Source organism: Amycolatopsis sp. Poz14 (assembly GCF_006704225.1).
In the GTDB taxonomy this organism is placed as follows: domain Bacteria; phylum Actinomycetota; class Actinomycetes; order Mycobacteriales; family Pseudonocardiaceae; genus Amycolatopsis; species Amycolatopsis nivea.
Window position 1 is genome coordinate 4,142,102 of record NZ_JACLHD010000001.1, and the last position, 19,447, is coordinate 4,161,548.

Below are 19,447 nucleotides of genomic sequence, written 5' to 3' on the forward strand. Positions count from 1 at the left end.
CGCTTATTCGGTGAGCCCGACAGCCCACGCGTAGACGCCGAACAGCTGCAGCAGGATCGGGATCATCGCCACCGCGCTCAGCGTTTCCAGCCAGTTCGCCAGATGCCCCCAGATCGGCAGCAGCCGCCGCGGCGGCGGGCGCAGCATCGCCAGCAGGAGCAGGAAGAACACCAGGCACAGCCCGGCGAGGCAGGCGCCCCGCCACTGCGCGGGCAGCGGCTGGATCAGCGCCAGCCCGAGCAGCACCAGGCCGATCGCGCCGGCGACGGCGAGCGGAACCCGCTGCCACACGCCGAGCAGCGCCCGCGACCGCATCAGCACCGCCGCGGACACCAGCCCGCCGAGAAGGGCGGGGAACAGTCCGTGGCCGACCAGGAACGGGAAGCAGCCGACGAAAACGGCCGTGGCGGCGAGGCAGGCGATGGTGAGGTAGCCGTCGGCGTACCCGGTCTGGTGCACCATCTGCGCGGCCGGCATCGGCTCGATGTCGTACTGCAGTTCGCCGGCCGAACGCGGCAGCTGCGGACCGCGGATGCGCGCGAACCGGATGCCGATCCGCGGCGCGAACACCATCAGCCCGACCAGCACGAACGACACCAGGCCGGCCGCCTGCTCGGTGGTGAACCCGGCGCCGAGGTGCAGCCACAGCGAGATCGCCCCGGCCAGCCCGGTCGCGACCACCGCGCCGAACGGCACGAACGGGATGGCGTGCGACCAGGCGGCCCGTCCGCCGAGCACCAGACCGCCGGCCAGCGCGAAGGCCAGGCAACCGGTCAGGATCGGCGTGCCTTGGAGGTCGAACGCCGGCTCGAGCCCGGCCACCGCGACCGCGCCCGCGAGGAACGCGAACCCGCACCCGCCGAGCCCGAGCAGGGCCAGCAGCGCCTTGTCGTCCGAACGCACCCCGGTCGCCACGGCCGCGACGAGCAGCCCGAGCGACACCACGCCGCCGCCGATCGCGCTCAGCCCGGACGAACCCGGGTAAAGCAGCACTTTGGCCAGCACGACGAGGGAGAAGATCGCGAACCCGAGGAACAGGCCGCGGTTGAATTCCGGGCGCCAGCGGCCGGGATGGCGGCTCACCGCGGTGGCCATGCCGTCCGCGATGTCGTCGAAGTCCAGTTCCGGCAACGGATCCGCGCGAGGGCGCAGGTGGAATTCCTCGCCCTCCTTCCAGTCCAGCGACTCCGGCGTGCCGGACGCGTCGAGCGGTTCCTCGCCGAGCCGCTGCAGCACCCAGGCCTCGCCGAGGTCGTCGCGGCCGCCGGTGTGCTCCAGCAGCACCGGCAGCAGGCTGGTCAGCGGGACGGACATCGGCACCGCCAGATCGGCCCTGCCTTGCGGCCCGTACACGGTGATCCGGCACAGTTCGCCGGTCGACGCGGTCATCGCACGCCTCCTTCGGTCGTCGCGAGCGGGGACCAGCCCTCGCCGGCCCGTTCTTCTTCCGCGATCGCGGTCTGCACGAGCTTCACGCCGCGGCGGGTGACCAGCTGCGCGCGTCCGGCGGGCAGCGGGCGCGGCGCCGCCTCGCCGAGGAATTTGCCCTCCTCCTTGGGGTAGGAGAACACCACGCCCGGGCTGCCGAGCTCCCAGATCCGGCGGACCACCGAGTCGCTCAGCGCCCGCATCGCGCCCGAGGTGCTGCGGCTGAGGATCAGGTGGAACCCGATGTAGGAACCCTGCGACAGCAAGGACAACAGCGGTTCCAGCGGCGAGCCCATGCCGCTGGTCAGCAGTTGGTAGTCGTCGACCACGAAGAACAACCGGGGACCGGTCCACCAGTCGCGGCGCTTGAGCCGGTCCGCGGTGATGGTCTGGTCCGGCACCCGCGGAGTGAGCGAAACGCTGGCCTGCTGCGCCAATTCCTGCAGTGCCTCGGTGGTGGTCGCGTACCCGACGCGGTAGGCCTCGGGCACTTCGGCGTCGAGCTGGCGGCTCGGGTCGGCCAGCACGATCTTCGCCTCGCTCGGCGAGTAGCGCGTCAGGACCGACCGCAGGACGACCCGCAGCAGGTTGGTCTTGCCGGTTTCGTTGTCGCCGAAGGCAAGCAGGTGCGGAGTGGCCGCGAAATCGTGCCACACCGGCAGCAGCCGCTGCTCGTCCTGGCCGAGCGCGATCCGCAGGTCGCCGTCCGGCGCGGGCAGCTGGGCCATCGGCAGTTTCGCGGGCAGCAGCCGCACCGCCGGGGCCGGCGCGCCCGGCCAGAACAGGTGGACCTCCTCGGCGACCGCCTTGGCCGCCGCGGCGAGGTCGTCGGTGTTCCCGCTGCCGTCCATCCGCGGCAGCCCGGCCAGGAAATGGAGTCCGTCCGGGGTCAGGCCGCGGCCCGGCTGGTTCGGCACCGTTTTCGCCTTGCGGGAGCCGATTTCCGACTCCATCGGATCGCCGAGCCGCAGCTCGAACCGCGTCTGCAGCAGGTCGCGCAGGTACGGCCGGATCTCCGACCAGCGGGTCGCGCCGATCACCACGTGCACGCCGAACGACAGGCCGCGCGAGGCCAGCTCGCCGATCTTCTGCTCCAGGTCGCTGTAGTCGTTCTTGAGGCTGTACCAGCCGTCGACCACCAGGAACACGTCGCCGAACGGATCCTCGATCTGGCCCTTGCGGCGCAACGCGCGGTAAGCGTCCATGGATTCGATGCCGTGCTCGGAGAACAGCGTCTCGCGGCCTTCCATGACCTGCGAGATTTCCTCGATGGTCCGGACGACGCGGTCGCGTTCGAGCCGGGTGGCGACCGAACCGACGTGCGGCAGCCCGGACAGCGACATGATCCCGCCGCCGCCGAAGTCCAGCCCGTAGAACTGGACCTCCTGCGGGGTGTGCGTCATCGCCAGCGCCAGCACGAGCGTGCGCAGCAGCGTCGACTTGCCGGTCTTCGGCCCGCCGACCACCGCTACGTGCCCGGCCGCCGACGACAGGTCCGCCGTCAGCAGTTCGCGGACCTGCTCGAACGGCCGGTCGATCATCCCCATCGGCACCCGGAGCTTGCCCCAGTGCGCCGGGTCGGCGACGGCCATGCCGCGCACCGGGTCCGGCGTGACGCTCGGCAGCAGCGAGTCCAGGCTCGGCGATTCGGCCAGCGGCGGCAGCCACACCTGGCGCGCTGCCGGGCCCGCGCCGGTCAGCCGGTCGATGAACGCGTCGGCGAGCGTCGGCCCGCCCGGCACGGCGGCTTCGAGAGCGTCCACATCGGACTGTTTCTCGGCGGGTTCCGGTTCGTCGTCGCGGATGATCAGCTTGGCGGGCCGGGCCTCGGTGCGGAACGGGACGACCTCGCGGCTCACGCGCGCGGCGTCCACGTGCGTTTCGCCGTTGCCCGCGGGGACCGGACCGGAGACGTAAGCGGCCTTGAACCGCACCAGGTTCGTGGTGTCGATCTTCAGGTAGCCGTTGCCCGGTTCCGGCGGCAGCTCGTAGGCGCTGCCCGCGCCGATCACGCTGCGGGACTCCATCGAGGAGAAGGTGCGCAGCGCGATCCGGTACGACAGGTGGCCTTCGACGCGGTGGATGCGACCCTCGTCCAGCCGCTGCGAGGCGAGCAGCAGGTGCACTCCGAGGCTGCGGCCCAGCCGTCCGACCGAGACGAACAGCTCCATGAACTCCGGCTTGGCGCTCAGCAGTTCGGAGAACTCGTCGACCACCAGGAACAGCGTCGGCATCGGAGCCAGCTGTTCGCCGGCCGCGCGCGCCTTTTCGTATTCGTAGAGCGACGGGTAGCCGCTCGCGCGCAGTTGTTCCTGCCGCCGCACCATTTCGCCGTTGAGCGAGTCCTGCATGCGGTCGACCAGCGGCAGTTCGTCGGCGAGGTTGGTGATCGTCGCCGAGGTGTGCGGCAGCCGGTCCATGCCGAGGAACGTCGCGCCGCCCTTGAAGTCGACGAGCACGAAGTTGAGGATCTCCGACGAATGCGTCGCGGCCAGCCCGAGCACCAGCGTGCGCAGCAGCTCCGATTTGCCCGAACCGGTCGCGCCGATCAGCATCCCGTGCGGGCCCATCCCGCCCTGAGCGGATTCCTTCAGGTCCAGCTCGACGATCTCGCCGTCCTCGGTCACGCCGATCGGCACCGACATCCGGGCCCGCTGCGCCGACCTCGGCCGCCACTGGCCCGGGATGTCGAAGGTGTGCACGTCCTTGATGCCCAGCAACGCGGTCAGCCCGAAATCGCTTTCCAACGGCTGATCGGCGATCTCCAGCGTGCCGCTGGTCCTTTTCGGAGCGAGCAGCCGGGCGAGGCCCTCGACCTGGGTTACCGACAGCTCGTCGCGGGTCGCCGATCCGACGCCGCTTCCCGCCGGGAACTCCACCAGATCGTCCTTGGTGGTCAGCCGCAGGACCTTGGGGCCGCCCGGGAGCGTGCCGGTGACGTCGAGCAGCACGACGTTGCGCAGTCCCGCGCCGACCAGCCGCGAGGACTCCGGGATCGTCGCCAGATGCGCGACGACCACCACGAACGGTTCGGTCGTCGTCGGCCCGACGGTCTTGTCGTGGTCGTCGCGGTCGGCGACGTCCGGGCCGAGGAGGTCCATCAGCTCGTCGTGGTCGGCGGCGAGCAGCCGGAGCGGGCCCGCCGCGTCGCGCAGGGTCGGATGGTTGTTGTGCGGCAACCACTTCACCCAGTCCCACTGCGCCTGCGCGGCTTCCGTGGTGAGCACCGCGAGCCGCAGCTCGTCCGGCGAGTGGAAGGCGACCAGTTGCGCGAGCATCGCCCGGACCAGCCCGACGGCCGCGTCCGGATCGCCGTCGAACTCGACGCTGGTGAAGCTGCGCAGCCCCACCGCGGTCGGGATGCCCGACAGCGTGCGGTAGGTCTCGGTGAACCGGCGCAGCGAGATCGCCGACAGCGGTTCGAGGTCCTCGATCGGCTTGGTCACCGGCGGCACCAGTTCGAGCGCCGACTGCTGCGTGCCGAGCCCGATCCGCACCCGCGCGAAGTCCTCATGGCTGATCCGGCGCTCCCACAGCCGCGGCCCCATCGCGAGCGACCACAGCGAATCCGGGGACGGGTTGTTCCACGCCACCGCGTGTCGCTGGTCCTCGGCGGTCGAACGGGCCCGCTCGCGGACCTGCCCGATGTAGCGAAGGTAGTCCCGCCGCTCGGCCTGCATTTTGCGCTTGCGCTCGGCGGCCGCGCGGGACAGCTGCCCGAGGCTCATCGCGATCATGGACACGCCCATGCCGCCGCCGATCACGTAGGTGAACGGCGAACTGCCCGCGACCCCGGAGAACGCCAGCACCATCACCAGCGACCCGATGGCCATCGGCAGCATCATCAGCAGCGAGTTGAAATCGCGCGCCGCCGGTTCCGCCATGACGGGCGGTTCCTGCAGTTCTTCCTGTCCTTCGGGCATTTCCGGACCCGCCGCGCGCGGGCCCCGCTTGACGGTTTCCGTGCTCATTCGAGCACCCCCGGAGAGCTGCGATGCCTGCCCCAGGCTGAATCGTCCTGCCGGAGCAGGTCGGCCATGGTGCGTTCCTCTTCTTCCTCGGTCTCTTCTTCTGCCGCGTCCGCTTCGGGCTCCAGGGGTTCTGGTGCGTCGCCGCAGGTGGGCAGCTCGTCAGGCAGGATTTCGGCCGGTCCGCCGCGGACCCGCTGGTAGGTTCCGAGCGCTTCGTCGGGCCGCCACGGTTCGTCGGTGCGCTGGACGTGGTCGGTGGTGATCTCCTCGGCCCGGTCCTCTGCCGGCGTGGTGACCGGCAGGAGAGCGGGGAGGAAGTCGGCGGTGCCTACGTCCCAGGCGGAGATGTCCTCGTGGTCGAGGGGTTGGACCACAGCGATCCGCACGCTCTCCTCTTCGGTGTTTGCTGCGGTTCCCCAGCCGGTGTTCGCCGGAGTGTCCACAGTGGACTGCGGCAGCCAGGATTGCGGGGCCTCGCTCAGCATTTCGGCCGTGTCGGGACGTTCGGCTGGGGGCTTTGTGCTGTTGCCTGGGGTGTTCAGCGGGACTACCGGGATGGCGGCTCCCGGGGTTTGGTTCGCCCCGTCGGCTGTGGTGCTCGGGGCGCTGGGGTTCCCGACGCCGCCGGGTTGCCAGTTGTTTGCCCAGTCGGCGGAGGTGCTGGGGGCGCTGGGGTTCGCGATGCCGACGGGTGTGGCGGGTTGCTGGTCGTTTGCCCAGCTGGTTGCGGTGCTGGGCGGGGTTTCGCCTTGTGCACTGGGGTTTCCGATGCCGACCGGTGCGGCTGGCGTCCAGGGTTGCCGGACGTCGCCGAGGAGTCCGGCGGAGTCGGGCCGTTCGGCGGCAGGCGTGTTCGCTCCGCTGCCCGCATTGCCGGGCGGGACCATCGGCGTGCCCGGTCCTTGGGCTTGCTTCGCCCAGTCGGCCGTGCTCGGGGCGCTGGGATTGCCGACGCCGCCGGGTTGCCGATCGTTTGCCCAGTCGGCTGAGGTGCTTGGGGCACCGGGGTTCCCGATGCCGCCGGGTTGCTGGTCGTTTGCCCAACCGGCTGTGGTGCTTGGGGCGCTGGGGTTCCCGACGACCACGGGTGTGGCGGGTTGGTGGTCGTTTGCCCAGCTGGTTGCGGTGCTGGGCGGGGTTTCGCCTTGTGCGCTGGGATTTCCGATGCCCACCGGCGTGCTTGCTGCCCACGGTTCTTGGACGTCACCGAGCATCCCGGCGGAGTCGGGTCGTTCGGCGGGCGTGTTCGCTCCACCACCGGCACCGCCCGGCGGGACCATCGGCATGCCAGGCCCTTGAGGCTGCTGGTTCTTCGCCCAGTCCGCCGCTTCGCTCGGCGGGGTCTCCCCGAACGCGCTCGGATCGCCGACGCCGCCGGGCAGATCGGCCGTCCACGGCTCCTGCACGTTGCCGAGCAGTCCAGCCGAATCCGGACGTTCCGCGGCGGGCGTGTTCAAACCGCTGCCGCCGCCCGGCGGGACCATCGGCGGTGTCCCGCCGCTGGGGGCTTGCTCGTGGTTGCTGACGGAGTCGGGCATCTCCGGCAGGTTGCTTTCGCCGAGGCCCTTCACTCCGGGTCCGGCTGGTTCCTCGCCGCCGGGACCGCCGATGGCAGCTGGCGGCGGGGCCCATTCGGCCGAGCTGAGCGGAGGCGTGTCACCCTGTGCGTCGGGGTTGCCGATGCCGTCCGGGGGAGCGCTTACCCACGGTTTCTTGATGTTGCCGAGCAGCCCGGAGGAGTCCGGGCGTTCGGCGGCGGGCGTGTTCAGTCCGCTGCCGCCGCCCATGCCGCCCGGCGGGACCATCGGTGGCGTTCCCGAAGCCGGAAGCTGCTGCTCGTGGTTGCTGACCGGATCCGGCAGCTTCGGCAGGTTGCTCTCGCCGAGCCCCTTCACTCCGGGCCCGGCTGGTTCCTCGCCGCCGGGACCGTTGACGCCCGGACCGCCGATGGCAGCAGGCGGCGGGGCCCATTCGGCTGAGCTGAGCGGTGGTGTGTCGCCGTGGGCGTCGGGGTTGCCGATCCCGTCTGGGGGAGCGCTTACCCACGGTTTCTTGATGTTGCCGAGCAATCCAGACGAATCCGGACGTTCGGCGGAGGGCGTGTTCAAGCCGCTCCCGCCGCCCATTCCGCCCGGCGGGACCATCGGCGGGGTTCCGCCGCCGGGGACCTGCTCGTGGTTGCTGACCGGATCCGGCATCTTCGGCAGATCGCTCTCGCCGAGGCCCTTGATCGCGCCCGGACCGGAGTCGCCGGGGCCGCCGACGCCGTCGCCGAGGCCGTTGGTGCTGGGTCCGCCGACGCCTCCGCTCGCGCCAGGAGGCGGAGCCCACTTTGCCGAGCTGAGCGGCGGCGTGTCGCCGTGCGCGTCGGGGTTGCCGATGCCGTCCGGGGGAGGGCTCACCCACGGTTTCTTGATGTTGCCGAGCAGCCCGGACGAGTCCGGACGTTCCGCCGACGGCGTGTTCAGCCCACCGCCGCCGCCCATGCCGCCCGGCGGCATCATCGGGATGCCGCTGCCGCCCGGCGTCTGGTTGCCCGGCGGGGTGTTGAGGCCCGGCGGCAGATGCGCCGGGTTGAGCGCGTTGTTCGCCAGGTTGCCGCCGGCATCGCCCGGCGGGGCGGGGATCGAAGGCGGGTTGACGTGCCCGGATCCGCCGGAACTGCCCGGCGGGGCGGGGATCGAAGGCGGGTTGACGTGCCCGGATCCGCCCGAGCTGCCGGGCGGGGCGGGGATCGAAGGCGGGTTCACGTGCCCCGACCCGCCCGAGCTGCCCGGCGGTGCCGGGATCGAAGGCGGGTTGACGTTCCCGCCCAGGTTGTTGCCCGAGGCCCCGGGCGGCGGCGGGATCGACGGCGACTTGAGGTTGTTCCCTCCCGTCGAATCGCCCGGCGGCGCGGGAATGGCCGGCGGCTTGACCGACGGCTGCTTCACGTTGTTCCCGCCGGCCCCGTTGGGCGGCGGCGGAATGGAGGCAGCGTTCACCGGCGGCGGCGTGCCGTTGCCCCCGGGACCGTTGAGGTCGCCGGGCGGAGGCGGCACCACAGCGTTCTTGATCGGCGGCGGCACGTTGTTCCCGCCGGGACCGTTCACGTCCCCGGGCGGAGGCGGCACCATGGCGTTCTTGATCGGCGGCGGCACATCGCTCCCGCCCGGACCGTTCACGCCGTTCGGCGGCGGCGGAATCGCGGCCTTGTTCACCGGCGGCGGAGTGCCGTTGCCACCGCCCGGAGGCGGGGACACCGGCGGCGGTTTCGGGGTAGGCGGCGGCTGCGTCACCGGAGGCGGCGGCGGAGAAGCCGGCGGCGGGGGAGGAGCGGTCACCGGCGGCGGAGGCGGCGGCGGTGTGGGCGGTGGCGGCGGAGCAGGCGGTGGCGGGGGAGGCTTGGGCGTGTTGACGTCACCGCCGCCGGGGGTCGGCGGCGGGGTCGTCTTGCCCGCGTTGACGTGCACGGTGTTGTACTTCTGCGCGAGCTGCCCGCCCACCTTGCGCATGTCGTTGGTCATCATCTCGACGGCCTCGGGGAACTGCGAGATGTACGCGCGCCCGTCGCTGAGGTGGTACTTGCTGCCCTGGGCGAGGACCTGGCTGGCGTAATAGCTGTCGATGTAGCGGATCGTGTCCTGCGCCCACTTGAGATAGGCCGCGGAATTGACGAGGTTCGTCGGCACGTTGTTCGACCCGCCGCCGTCGCCGATCCGGTCGGCCAGATCGGAGAACTTGTTGCCCAGCGCGGTCATCATGTCCTTGAACTTCGTCGCGGCGTCGCCCTTCCACGGACCGTCGGGTCCGGCGAGGGCGGCGGTCTGGTCCTGAATGGACTGAGCGACCATCGCGAGGTTCTGCTGCGTCTCCTGAAACACCCCGGCCGCGTCCTGAAGCGACTGCCAGTTGACGTTGCCGTAGGCCTTGTCCCGGTTGTCCTGGCCGCCCGACAGCGAACCGCCGCCGAGGATCGCCGCTTCGATCTGCTTCCACGTCAGGCCGTCGAAATCCTTCGACGGGTCACCAGTGGTGTTCTGGTTGCCGGTCTGCGTGGTGTCGGGCCAGACCCCGTTGTCGTCCGAGGTGAACCCGTGGGTGTTGTTGTCGTCCGCCATCTTCCCTCGATCGCTTCGAACCCGGAGAGACCGCCGCCCGTCCGGTCAGGGTTTCTGACCGGCGCCGGTGATGTGCCCGCTGACGGTGTTGAAGTACTGGTTGTAGTCGTCGGCGGACATCTTGTTGACCTCGTCGGCGTTGTCGTACGCCTTCGAGGCCTTGTTCACCGCGTCCGCGACCTCGTCGAGCGCCTTGCAGAGGTCGTGGATCGCCGTGCGGGTGGTGTCCCGCAGCGCGTTCGTGCCCTGGATCGGCGTGAAGATCTTGCTCTGCGCCGTCAGGAACACGCCGGGCTTGAGCTGGATGCCGTCGAGTTTCGCCGGCAGGTCCTTCAGCGGCCCGTCCGCGAGCGCCTGCATGTTCTTCGCGAACGTGCGCATCGCCTCGGTGTTGACCGCGGTGACGCCTCGGCCCGGATGCTCGGAACCGCCCGGCACCGGCGGCGGCTTGCCGACGTCGCCCGGCGGGATCCACTCGTTCTTCACGTCCGGCGGGGTCTGGTCGCCCGGACTGTGGAACTTCCCGTCGTCCGAGGTCTTCTGATGGGTGTGCGAATCGTTGTTCATCCCGTAGTTCGTGTCACCTGGCGCGACCATGGCCGTTCACCCTCCTTTCTGGTCAGTTGCGGCGAGGCGGGCGGCGTCAGTTGGCGGCGAACCGCTTGGCGTTGTTGCCCTCGGTGTTGGAGGTGCCCTCGTTGATCTGGCCGAGGGTCTGCGCGGCGGCGTCGAGCGCCTGCGGCAGCGTGAGCGCCGCCTGGTGGCAGTAGTTGTAGGTCTCGTGGAACATGTCCGCCGCGACACCGGTCCAGTTTTCGCGCTGGCCCTCGATGACGGCCTTCATCTGGTCCAGCAGCTCGGTGATCTGGTTGGACTGCTGCTTCGCCTGCCCGACGGTGTCCTGCATGGTGGCGAAACTGATCTGGAACTGGCCCAAAGCCATGGGAATGTCCTTTCGTGGGAAGGAAGGGGATCAGAAGCCCTGCAGACCGCCGCCGCCGATGACCGTCGCGGCGTTGTGGGCGGTGGAGGTGTTGTCCGAGTCCCGGCTGTCGTACTCGCTCGCCGAGGTCTGCACGTTCTGCGCGAGCTCGTCCAGCTTCTGCACGATCTTGCGGACCGTCTGGTCGAACTGGCCCATCGCCTGGTTGAACACGTTCGCCGAGTCCGACCGCCAGGTGCCGAACAGCGTCTGCATGGTGCCGTCGACCTTCTGGTTCACCCCGGTGATGTTCTGCCCGGTGTCGCTGATCGTCTGCGCGCCCTTGCGCATGACGCTGGTGTCGACGCGGGCGCCGTCCTGCGAAGCCATGCTTTCTCCTCTGGTCGGGTTCTCCGGATATGACGGACTGGCATGCCAGACCGCCGATGTCGCCGCGGATGCCCTTCGTTCGGCCGATACGACAGAGCACGGGGAGACTGCGGACTTACGGTAAGCGCCGGTCTACGGGTTGTCGCCGCGTTGTTCCCTTCTGAACACCAGTGCGCGGACGGCGGGGCAAGGGGCTCCTCCACCCGGGGGGCGCGGGCGGCGGCAACGCTTTCCGCGGGACCTGGTTACGCGCGATTGCCCGTTCAGGCACCGCCGTTGCCCTGGTTCGCCGTTCGCGCTCATGCGAGCGGGAATCGCGAGTGGACTTGCGCGGTCCTCTGTGGACGGACGCCGCCTCCGCGATCAGCCGCGAAGGGCCCCTGGAGGTGCGGGGCCGCCGCGGATTGCCCGTTCAGGCACTGGCTGCTGCCCGCGTTCGCGGTTCGCGCTCATGCGAGCGGAAATCGCGGGCGGACTTGCGATGTCCGTTGTGGACGGACGTCGCCGACCCTTCCGTGCGGGGAACCCGCGAGAATCAGGGTTCCCCGCACGGCGGTCAGTACTTGAGCGTGAAGGCGAAGTCGCCGGAGAGCTTGCCGCTCAGCCGGACTCCCGATACGACCTTCCCCTCGGCGAGCAACCGCTCGACCTCAGCCCGGGGCAGACGGCAGCCCTCGGCGATGAGCCGAGCCGGGCGGACCGGAATCCGGGCCGCGAAGCCGACCGAGACGTCGATCGCGTCCTGGTCCAAGTGGTCCGGACCACCCGTGTCGAGCCGCCAGGCACCCTCCCAGTCGAGCGCGACGCGGTTGCGCCGTCGCAGGACCGGGTCCTGGAGCAGTTCGGCGGCGAGGCCGGGATCGTTGTGGTGCAAGCGGTCCAGCAGATCCGGCCGGACCGAGCGCACCTTCGCCCGTTCGAACACGGTGAGTTTCGCCGTTTCCCCGCAACCGGTGCAGAGCACGAGGAGCCAGGCGTCGACGAGTTTGTGGTTGGCGTTGACCCGGAACTTGCCGTCCGCCCGGAAAAGCCCGGACGAGCACGTATGGCAGCGCCGCCGGACGAGCGGCAGGCAAGTGGGCAGGACTGTCCAGTGAAAGAGCACAGGAGTACACCGATTCCAGTGAGAATTCCGCAGCACGAAGAAGCGCGACGCTCAAGCGCGGCGCGCGACGGGATCAGAGCTTGGGATGCCTCACGCGATGTACAACGGCACGTCCTCGCCTAGCCGACACTGGTCGGGCGACAGTAGCCGCGGACGCGGGCGCGGCTCCACCGGATTTCCCGTCAGCCCGGCTCCGGCGCGCTCGTGTACTCGACATACAGCGGACTGGCCAGCACCACCCGGGTCGGCGGAGTGCGTTCCTCCCGGGTGAAATGGGCCGGGGTGTTCGTGACGGCCAGATCAGCCGTCAGGCGCGCGTACCCCGCCATCCAGCCCGCCAGCTCGGGCGGCGTACGGCGGTCCAGGTCCCCGAGCAGGAAGTGCAGCGCCTGCGAGAACGACTTCCCGGTCAGCTCGTCGAGGAAATCCGCCATCCCGCCGCTGTGCGAGATCGGCAGCCCGATCGTTTCGGCGGGCGGGGTCTTGCGCGTGCCGACCAGATGCTCCGGCGAACCGTGCAGGAGCAGCCGGGGCTCGTCGCCGTTCGCGGGCTCCCAGAAGAGCAGCGCGGCGGACTGTCCGCCGTGGCTTCCGCCGTGCACGACGCGGTAGTTCAGCCGCGCCTCGAACTGCACCCATTGCCCGGGGACCAGCTCGTCGTCGGTGTACCACCGCGCGGAGGTCCCGATCTTCCGGACCGCCCGGTCGAGCCCCGGATGGGCGGCCCGGCCGGACAGGTTCACGCGAAGCTCGACGCCCGGGACCTTCCCGGCGACCTCCGACGCCCGGGCCAGGTGCTTGTTCAGCCCCTGGCTCTCGAACTGGCTGAGCTTGGCCTCGGAGACGTACACCAGTTCCCGCATGGGGACCGATCCTGGCGGGCCCGGAGGCGCCCGGTCAACGTCAGCCGACCGCGGCCAGTTCCCCCGGCTCCTGCGCGGCCTCCTGCCGGGCGTACCGGCGCGCCATCGCCGCGCACACGATCAGCTGAATCTGGTGGAACAGCATCAGCGGCAGCACGATCAACCCGACCTCGGCGTGCCCGAACAGCACCGTCGCCATCGGCAGGCCGCTCGCCAGGCTCTTCTTCGACCCGCAGAACATGATCGTGATCCGGTCCGCGCGGGCGAACCCGAGCAGCCGCGCGCCGCCGCTCGTCGCGGCGAGCACCGCCGCCAGCAGCACGCAGCAGACCGCGACCAGCGCCAGCAGCGGGCCGACGTCCAGCTGGTGCCAGATGCCCTCGGTCATCCCTTCGCTGAACGCGGTGTAGACCACCAGCAGGATCGAACCGCGGTCGACGATCTTGAGCGGCGCGGAATGCCGCTGCACCCACCCGCCGATCCAGCGGCGCGCCAGCTGCCCGGCGACGAACGGCACCAGCAGCTGCAGCACGATGTCCAGCACCGCCGAACCGCTCACGCCCGGGCCGTCGGTGGCTAGCAGCAGCGCGACGAGCAGCGGCGTCAGCACGATGCCGAGCAGATTGGACAGCGACGCGCTGCAGATCGCCGCCGCGACGTTGCCCTTCGCGATCGAGGTGAACGCGATCGACGACTGGACGGTCGACGGAAGCAGGCAGAGGAACAGCACGCCGGTGTACAGCGGCGAGGTCAGCAGGCCGGGGGAGAGGAACGACGCGGCGAGCCCCAGCAACGGAAATAGCACGAAAGTGGCGCAGAGCACCGTGACGTGCAACCGCCAGTGCCGCATCCCCTCGACCGCTTCCTGGCTGGAAAGCCTTGCGCCGTAAAGGAAAAACAGCAGACCGACCGCGATCTTCGTCACCACGCCGAATCCGGTCGCGACCGCGCCGGAGGCGGGCAGCAGCGAGGCGATGCCGACGGTGACGAGGATCAGGGCGATGAACGGGTCGATCCGCAGCTTGGCGAGCAAAGCCGAGACGGGGCGGGCGAACGAAGCGAGCACGGTGGATCTCCTTTCCCGGTCATTCTCCCGTCGCCGACGGTCATTCGGAACCCCGATGACCGTACTGACTGTCATTGTGAAAGCCGATAAGATGTGACGCATGCTGGATCCGCGGTTGTGCCGTTCTTTCCTTGCCGTGGCGGAAACTCGCAGCTTCACGGCGGCGGCGAGGCGTCTCGGTGTGGGGCAGCCCACAATCAGCCAGCACATCCGGCGGCTCGAGTCCGAGGCGGGCGGATTGCTGTTCGCCCGGGACACGCACGCGGTCGACCTGACCGCGCGCGGGCAGGCGATGCTCGGGTTCGCGCAGACCATTGTGGACACCGAGGACCGCGCGGCCCGGCATTTCCGCGGCGCGCAGGTGCGCGGCCGGGTCCGGTTCGGGGTGTCGGAGGACTTCGCGCTCGGCGAGCTGCCGGACATCCTGCGGCGGCTGCGGGAAAGCCATCCGCTGGTGGACGTCGAACTGCACGTGGAACTGTCCGATGTGCTCGCCCGCCGGATCGCCGACGGCCGCCTCGACCTGGTGCTCGGCAAACGCCGCCCGGGCGCGCCCGGCCCGGGGCGGCTGCTGCGCCGCGAACCCCTGGTGTGGATCGGCTCGGCGGCGACGGACCTCACGCCCGGCCACCCGGTGCCGCTCGTGCAGTACCCGATGCCGTCGGTCACCCGGCAGCTGGCGGTGGAAACGCTGGAGCGCGCCGGGCTGGAATGGCGGGCGGCCTGCCAGACCTCGAGCCTGACCGGCCTGCGCGCGGCGGCGGCCGCCGGGCTCGGGATCACCGTGCACGCGCGGAGCCTGGTGCCGTCCGACCTGGTCGAATTGCCCGCCGAACTCGGCCTGCCGGATCCGGGCGACGTCGATTTCATCCTGTTGTCGCGAGACGGCAGCGAGGGCCCGGTGGCGGCGCTGGCGGAGTTCGTGGTGGCGCGGATCGGGTCAGCGGCGTCGTTCGAGAGCTGAGCGGAGCCGCAGCAGCGCACGGTGTTGCGCCACCCGTACCGCGCCTGGGGTGGAGTCGACCGCTTCGGCCGCTTCGTCGGCAGAGAGCCCGACTACTATGCGCAGCAACACAATCTCCCGCTGTCGCTCCGGCAGCAACTGCAGCAGCCGAGCCAGCTGCCGGTTCAGCTCCGCGCGCAGCGCCCGTTCCTCCGGCCCGTCGGCCAGATCGACCGCCTCCGGCATCTCGGCCACCGTTTCGGTCCGGTTGCGCGCGTGCGCCCGGTGCGCGTCCGCCACTTTGTGCTGCGCGATCCCGTAAACGAAAGCCAGAAACGGCCGCCCCTGATGCCGGTAACCGGGCAACGCGGACAGCAACGCGAGGCAGACTTCCTGTGCCACGTCGTCCGCGGAGGAATATGCGTCGGCACCGCCGAGCCGGGCCCGGCAATAGCGCACGATCAACGGCTGCACCGCGGCGAGCAGGTCCTGCGCCGCGTCCGGATCGCCCTCGACCGCCGCACGCACCGGGCCGTCGAAGCCGAACCGGCCGGCCGGGACGCGCGGCGCGGCCAAGGCGGTCCCTTCGGTTTTCACCCGGGTCAACGCTTCTTCGACGTCGAGCGCCGAGCGCAGCGCGTTGACCAGTGCGGCTTCGGCTTCGCGCAGCTCGGTCATCAGCGCCTCCTCGCGCCCGGCCAGGCCGAGCCGGTGCTTCAGCCGTTCCCGCGCGTGCCGCAGATTCGAGCGGACTGTGGTGCCCGCCATGCCGAGCGCGGAGGCGATCGCGGCGGGCGAAAACCCGTTGAGCGACCAGGTCAGCACCGTGCGCTGGGTTTCCGGCAGCGTCGAAAGCAGTTCGACCCCGCGCGCGTTCCGCTCCACGACCGAGGTCAGCCGGTCGCCCGGCGGGTCCGCGGACGGCGCGCCGCCGTCGAACCACGTCTGCTCGGCGGCGAGCCGGACGGCGGTCAGCCGCACCGCGACGCGCGGGTCGCCCGGCGGCGGCCACGTCCCGGTTTCCTGGACGAACGCCTCCACCGCCACCTCGCGCGCGGTGGCCGGGCCGAGCCCGCCCGCGCACAGGAACGCCACGAGGCGAGGGAATTCGCCCCGGAAGAAGCCGTCGAACCCCGCCACGCGCACCCCCTTCCGATCCCGCACTTGTCGAACAGGTGCGGTGGCGCGCCCGTGGGATGTAACGATCCGGTCACGGAAATGTGGTTAACCCCGGGGCGGGCGGGTACCTGGGTCGGACGGGCAGGCCGGCCTCGGACGCGGCGGAAGGGGGAAACGGTGCGCGGAAAAGGAAAACCCGGACTCTCCGGACCCGGAGAGCGCCCGGCGCGGGGGCCGTAGCACGTCCGCCGCCAACCGCGTCCGCGATGTGAGCTGAATCGAAATTTCGCGCGCGGGCGGTGATCGGTGGTAACTTGGAAAGCCGGTCGTCCGCCGGGTCCTTCGCGGCCCGGGGCGGTTCGGCCGAAAAGCCCACCGAACACCCTCCGAAGGCATGGCGTGCCCGTGCGCGCGGAGAAGTCGGTTGACCACGGTTCGACAATGAGGACAGGAGGTGAAAAGCAACAATGGAACTCACGGCCACCAGCTGGCTCGCCCGCGCGGCGTGCCAGGACGAGGACCCGGAACTGTTCTTCCCGATTTCCGACATGGGTCCGGGGGCGCAGCAGGTCGCGAAGGCCAAGGCGGTCTGCGCGCGATGCCCGGTCCGCGCGGAATGCCTTTCCTATGCTCTCGACAACGGTCTCGGCAACGGGATCTTCGGGGGAACTACCGAGCTGGAGCGCCGGAAGCTGGTGCGAACCGGCTCCGCCGCCGCACGGCATCGAGTCGCCTGACCGCGAGCCGGTGACCATTTCCCGGCGGCGAGGGCGCCAGCAGTTTCCCCCACCACGACCGGCCGCAAAGCCCGGAACTCGGTGGTTGCGCCCGGGCGGCGATCGCAGCACTTGCGATCGCCGCCCGGGCGTTTTTGCTGATCCGGCCGGAAGAAGGCGGACACGGTCCGCCGCCGATCTGCTCGGGGCGAGCGGTTTCCGCCGTGGCTGTGGCCGGATCAGCAATCATCGGCACGGCATTCTTCGAACGTTTCGGCGAGTCCATAGGGTGCCAATACCGCCGTTTCGAACGCGGCCATCGCCGTGACCAGTCCGTTTCGCACGGTGAGGACGCTGACGCCGAAAGCGCGATAAACCGATTCGCCGGGCCGGCGCAGATAAGTCGCGACCGCGGGCTGCCGGTTCGCGCGCACCGGCGCCATCCGGAAACTGCCCCGGTAGTACGGCGACCGCGGATCGAAACTCGGTCCGAGCGCGCCGAGAATCCGATCGCGGCTGTCGAACCACAACGAGTACGGCGGCATCACCGCACGCGCGTCCTCGCTGAGCACCGCGGCCACCGCCTGCACGTCCGCCGATTCGTAGGCGGCGATGAACTTCCGCAGCAGCGCCGTTTCCTCGGCGGTCGTGCTGTCCGGAGCGGACCACTCGGCGCGCCGGGCGGGGAGCTTGGCGCGCAACGTCTCCCGGCCCCGTTGCAGCGCGCTGTTCGCCGAGGCCACCGAAGTGCCCAGCAGGTCGGCAGTGTCCTTTGCGGACCAATCGAGCACGTCGCGCAGGATCAGCGCGGCCCGCTGCCGCGGCGGGAGCAACTGGATGGCGGCGAGGAACGCCAGTTCGATGGTTTCCCGTTCGACGACCGCGGCGCCGGTGTCGTCCGGCGCCGCGGGGTCGAGCAGCAGATCGGGGAACGGGCTCAGCCACGGCACGTCGAGCGCGGAGATCTCGCCCGCCGGGTCGGCCGCCGGGCCCAGTTCGTCCGGCAGCACCCGCCGCGGCCGCCGGGCGAGCGCGTCGAGGCAGACGTTCGTGGCGATCCGGTACAGCCACGTCCGCACGCTCGCCCGCCCGGCGAAGCCGGAGCGGCCTTTCCAGGCCCGGAGAAACGCCTCCTGCGTGAGGTCCTCGGCCTCCTCGAACGAACCGCTCATCCGGTAGCAGTGCACGCGGATCTCGCGCCGGTGCCGTTCGATCAGGGCGCCGAACTCCTCGTCGCTGGTCACCCGGGCAACGGTAGCTCAGGCGGCCTCGTCCGCCAGCCGTTCCAGCCCGCTCTTCGTCTTGAGCGGCAGGTGCTTCAGGAACGCGACCGCGACCACCACGAGCAGCGCGATCGGCGCGCTGATCAGGAACAGGTCGCTGGTCGCGACCCCGTAGGCCTCCCGGATCACGGTCACGACCGGGGCGGGCAGCTGCGCCAGGTCGGGCACCTTCCCGCCGCTGCCGGACCCGGCGGACGCGGCGGGCCCGAGCCCGTCGGCGATGAGCGTGCCGACCCGGCTGGCCAGCACCGCGCCGAGCGCGCTCACGCCGATCGACCCGCCGAGGCTGCGGAAGAACGACAGCGTCGAGGTCGCCGCGCCGAGGTCGGCGGCGGGCACGTCGTTCTGCGTCACCAGCACCAGGTTCTGGTTGAGCATGCCCACGCCGACGCCGAGCACCAGCATGAACAGGCTCAGCTCCACCAGCGAGGTGTGCGCGTCGATCAGCCCGAGCAGGCCCAGCCCGGCCGCCATCAGCACCGAGCCGAGCAGCAGGAACGGCTTCCACTTGCCGGTGCGGCTGATCAGCTGGCCGGACACCGTGGACGAAACCAGCAGGCCGAAGATCATCGGCAGGCTCATCAGCCCGGCCACCGTCGGCGATTTGCCGAGCGCCAGCTGGAAATACTGCGACAGGAACACGGTGCCGCCGAACATCGCGACGCCGACCAGGAAGCTCGCGACGGTGGCGAGCGTGACCGTGCGGTTGCGGAACAGCTTCAGCGGCACGACCGGTTCGCGCACCTTCGACTCGACCCACACCGCGAGCACCAGCACGAGCACGCCGGCGGGCACGAGCACCGCGGTCTGCCAGGAGCCCCATGCGAAGGTCGAGCCGGCCAGCGACGACCACACCAGCAGCGTCGAAACGCCGAGCATGATCAGGAACGCGCCGAGGTAGTCGACGTGCACCTCGCGGCGCAGGGTCGGCAGGTCCAGGGTGCGCTGCAGCAACAGGATCGCGGCGAGCGCGAACGGCACGCCGAGGAAGAAGCACCAGCGCCAGCCGAGCCACGAGGTGTCCACGAGCACGCCGCCGATCAGCGGTCCGGCGACCGTGCCGACCGCGAAGACCGCGCCGAAGACGCCGGAGAACTTGCCCAGCTCGCGCGGCGAAACGATGGCCGCCATGATCACCTGGGCGAGCGCGGTGAGCCCGCCGCCGCCGATGCCCTGGGCGATCCGGCTGAGGATCAGCACGTCGATGTTCTGCGCGAACCCGGCCACCAGCGACCCGACCACGAACAGCCCGAGCGAGAGCTGGATCAGCAGTTTCTTGTTGTACAGATCGGAAAGCTTGCCCCACAGCGGGACGGTCGCGGTCATCGCGAGCAGTTCGGTGGTGACGACCCAGGTGTAGGACGACTGGCTGCCGCCCAGCTCGGACACGATCCGCGGCAGCGCGTTCGCGACCACAGTGGACGCGAGGATGGCGACGAAAATGCCCATCATCAGGCCGGACATCGCCTGCAGCACTTGCCGGTGGCTCATCGCCGGGGAAGGCGCGGGAGATTCCGCGGTGGACACGGACATGGACAGTC

Annotated in this window: 14 protein-coding genes and 1 pseudogene; 2 read left to right on the forward strand and 13 right to left on the reverse strand. The window is 70.5% G+C overall.

Features of this window, described 5'->3' with window-relative positions; all coding sequences use genetic code 11:
• Window positions 1–3 precede the first annotated feature (3 nt).
• From eccD to FKO37_RS19855, 9 genes are all read right to left on the reverse strand, one after another.
• Window positions 4–1,389 carry a type VII secretion integral membrane protein EccD gene (gene eccD / locus FKO37_RS19815; RefSeq protein WP_238605408.1) on the reverse strand — a complete coding sequence of 462 codons (1,386 nt, stop codon included), beginning with the start codon at window positions 1,387–1,389 and terminating at the stop codon, window positions 4–6.
• Window positions 1,386–5,399: a type VII secretion protein EccCa gene (eccCa, locus tag FKO37_RS19820; RefSeq protein WP_238605409.1), complete on the reverse strand. Its 4,014-nt coding sequence runs from the start codon at window positions 5,397–5,399 to the stop codon at window positions 1,386–1,388. The genes eccD and eccCa overlap by 4 nt, the downstream gene beginning before the upstream one ends.
• Entirely contained in the window at window positions 5,396–9,499 is a 4,104-nt protein-coding gene (locus FKO37_RS19825) for a WXG100 family type VII secretion target (protein WP_238605410.1), read from the reverse strand. The genes eccCa and FKO37_RS19825 overlap by 4 nt, the downstream gene beginning before the upstream one ends.
• Before the next feature lie 45 nt (window positions 9,500–9,544).
• Entirely contained in the window at window positions 9,545–10,096 is a 552-nt protein-coding gene (locus FKO37_RS19830) for a WXG100 family type VII secretion target (protein WP_037812616.1), read from the reverse strand.
• Window positions 10,097–10,142: 46 nt separating this feature from the next.
• On the reverse strand, window positions 10,143–10,442 hold the full coding sequence (locus FKO37_RS19835; RefSeq protein WP_037812613.1) for a WXG100 family type VII secretion target: 300 nt from the start codon (window positions 10,440–10,442) through the stop codon (window positions 10,143–10,145).
• 30 nt (window positions 10,443–10,472) lie between these two features.
• Entirely contained in the window at window positions 10,473–10,811 is a 339-nt protein-coding gene (locus FKO37_RS19840) for a WXG100 family type VII secretion target (protein ID WP_037812610.1), read from the reverse strand.
• A gap of 556 nt (window positions 10,812–11,367) precedes the next feature.
• Complete coding sequence (locus FKO37_RS19845) at window positions 11,368–11,916, reverse strand: DUF1062 domain-containing protein (RefSeq protein WP_238605411.1); 549 nt, start codon at window positions 11,914–11,916, stop codon at window positions 11,368–11,370.
• A 182-nt stretch (window positions 11,917–12,098) separates the two neighbouring features.
• Window positions 12,099–12,779 (reverse strand): SAVMC3_10250 family protein, encoded by a 681-nt coding sequence (locus FKO37_RS19850; protein ID WP_238605412.1) that lies wholly within the window; start codon window positions 12,777–12,779, stop codon window positions 12,099–12,101.
• 40 nt (window positions 12,780–12,819) lie between these two features.
• Window positions 12,820–13,845 (reverse strand): bile acid:sodium symporter family protein, encoded by a 1,026-nt coding sequence (locus tag FKO37_RS19855; RefSeq protein ID WP_199817628.1) that lies wholly within the window; start codon window positions 13,843–13,845, stop codon window positions 12,820–12,822.
• 100 nt (window positions 13,846–13,945) lie between these two features.
• On the opposite strand from FKO37_RS19855, the gene FKO37_RS19860 reads away from it, so the two are divergent.
• Entirely contained in the window at window positions 13,946–14,809 is an 864-nt protein-coding gene (locus FKO37_RS19860; protein ID WP_037812605.1) for a LysR substrate-binding domain-containing protein, read from the forward strand.
• Here FKO37_RS19860 and shbA read toward each other — a convergent pair.
• Together shbA and FKO37_RS47560 are read right to left on the reverse strand one after the other, a co-directional pair.
• Window positions 14,786–15,466, reverse strand: coding sequence for an RNA polymerase sigma factor ShbA (gene shbA, locus FKO37_RS19865; RefSeq protein ID WP_238608294.1), 681 nt, complete (start codon window positions 15,464–15,466; stop codon window positions 14,786–14,788). The two genes, FKO37_RS19860 and shbA, sit on opposite strands and share 24 nt — an antisense overlap.
• Window positions 15,467–15,517: 51 nt before the next feature.
• Window positions 15,518–15,952, reverse strand: a pseudogene (locus FKO37_RS47560) (RNA polymerase sigma factor); the annotation flags it as partial.
• A gap of 422 nt (window positions 15,953–16,374) precedes the next feature.
• Between FKO37_RS47560 and FKO37_RS19875 the strand changes: the two are divergent.
• Window positions 16,375–16,644 (forward strand): WhiB family transcriptional regulator, encoded by a 270-nt coding sequence (locus tag FKO37_RS19875; RefSeq protein ID WP_037812602.1) that lies wholly within the window; start codon window positions 16,375–16,377, stop codon window positions 16,642–16,644.
• A gap of 218 nt (window positions 16,645–16,862) precedes the next feature.
• Here the strand turns inward: FKO37_RS19875 and FKO37_RS19880 are convergent, their stop codons facing one another.
• On the reverse strand, window positions 16,863–17,867 hold the full coding sequence (locus tag FKO37_RS19880; protein ID WP_238605413.1) for an RNA polymerase subunit sigma-70: 1,005 nt from the start codon (window positions 17,865–17,867) through the stop codon (window positions 16,863–16,865).
• A gap of 15 nt (window positions 17,868–17,882) precedes the next feature.
• Window positions 17,883–19,439: an MDR family MFS transporter gene (locus tag FKO37_RS19885; protein ID WP_238605414.1), complete on the reverse strand. Its 1,557-nt coding sequence runs from the start codon at window positions 19,437–19,439 to the stop codon at window positions 17,883–17,885.
• Between the last annotated feature and the right edge of the window lie 8 nt (window positions 19,440–19,447).

What these genes read in the sequence shown, in the direction of transcription:
- eccD (WP_238605408.1), bottom strand. Translation starts at nt 1,389, where the DNA reads ATGACCGCGTCGACCGGCGAACTGTGCCGGATCACCGTGTACGGGCCG.
- eccCa (WP_238605409.1), bottom strand. Translation starts at nt 5,399, where the DNA reads ATGAGCACGGAAACCGTCAAGCGGGGCCCGCGCGCGGCGGGTCCGGAA.
- FKO37_RS19825 (WP_238605410.1), bottom strand. Translation starts at nt 9,499, where the DNA reads ATGGCGGACGACAACAACACCCACGGGTTCACCTCGGACGACAACGGG.
- FKO37_RS19830 (WP_037812616.1), bottom strand. Translation starts at nt 10,096, where the DNA reads ATGGTCGCGCCAGGTGACACGAACTACGGGATGAACAACGATTCGCAC.
- FKO37_RS19835 (WP_037812613.1), bottom strand. Translation starts at nt 10,442, where the DNA reads ATGGCTTTGGGCCAGTTCCAGATCAGTTTCGCCACCATGCAGGACACC.
- FKO37_RS19840 (WP_037812610.1), bottom strand. Translation starts at nt 10,811, where the DNA reads ATGGCTTCGCAGGACGGCGCCCGCGTCGACACCAGCGTCATGCGCAAG.
- FKO37_RS19850 (WP_238605412.1), bottom strand. Translation starts at nt 12,779, where the DNA reads ATGCGGGAACTGGTGTACGTCTCCGAGGCCAAGCTCAGCCAGTTCGAG.
- FKO37_RS19860 (WP_037812605.1), top strand. Translation starts at nt 13,946, where the DNA reads ATGCTGGATCCGCGGTTGTGCCGTTCTTTCCTTGCCGTGGCGGAAACT.
- shbA (WP_238608294.1), bottom strand. Translation starts at nt 15,466, where the DNA reads ATGACCGAGCTGCGCGAAGCCGAAGCCGCACTGGTCAACGCGCTGCGC.
- FKO37_RS19875 (WP_037812602.1), top strand. Translation starts at nt 16,375, where the DNA reads ATGGAACTCACGGCCACCAGCTGGCTCGCCCGCGCGGCGTGCCAGGAC.
- FKO37_RS19885 (WP_238605414.1), bottom strand. Translation starts at nt 19,439, where the DNA reads ATGTCCGTGTCCACCGCGGAATCTCCCGCGCCTTCCCCGGCGATGAGC.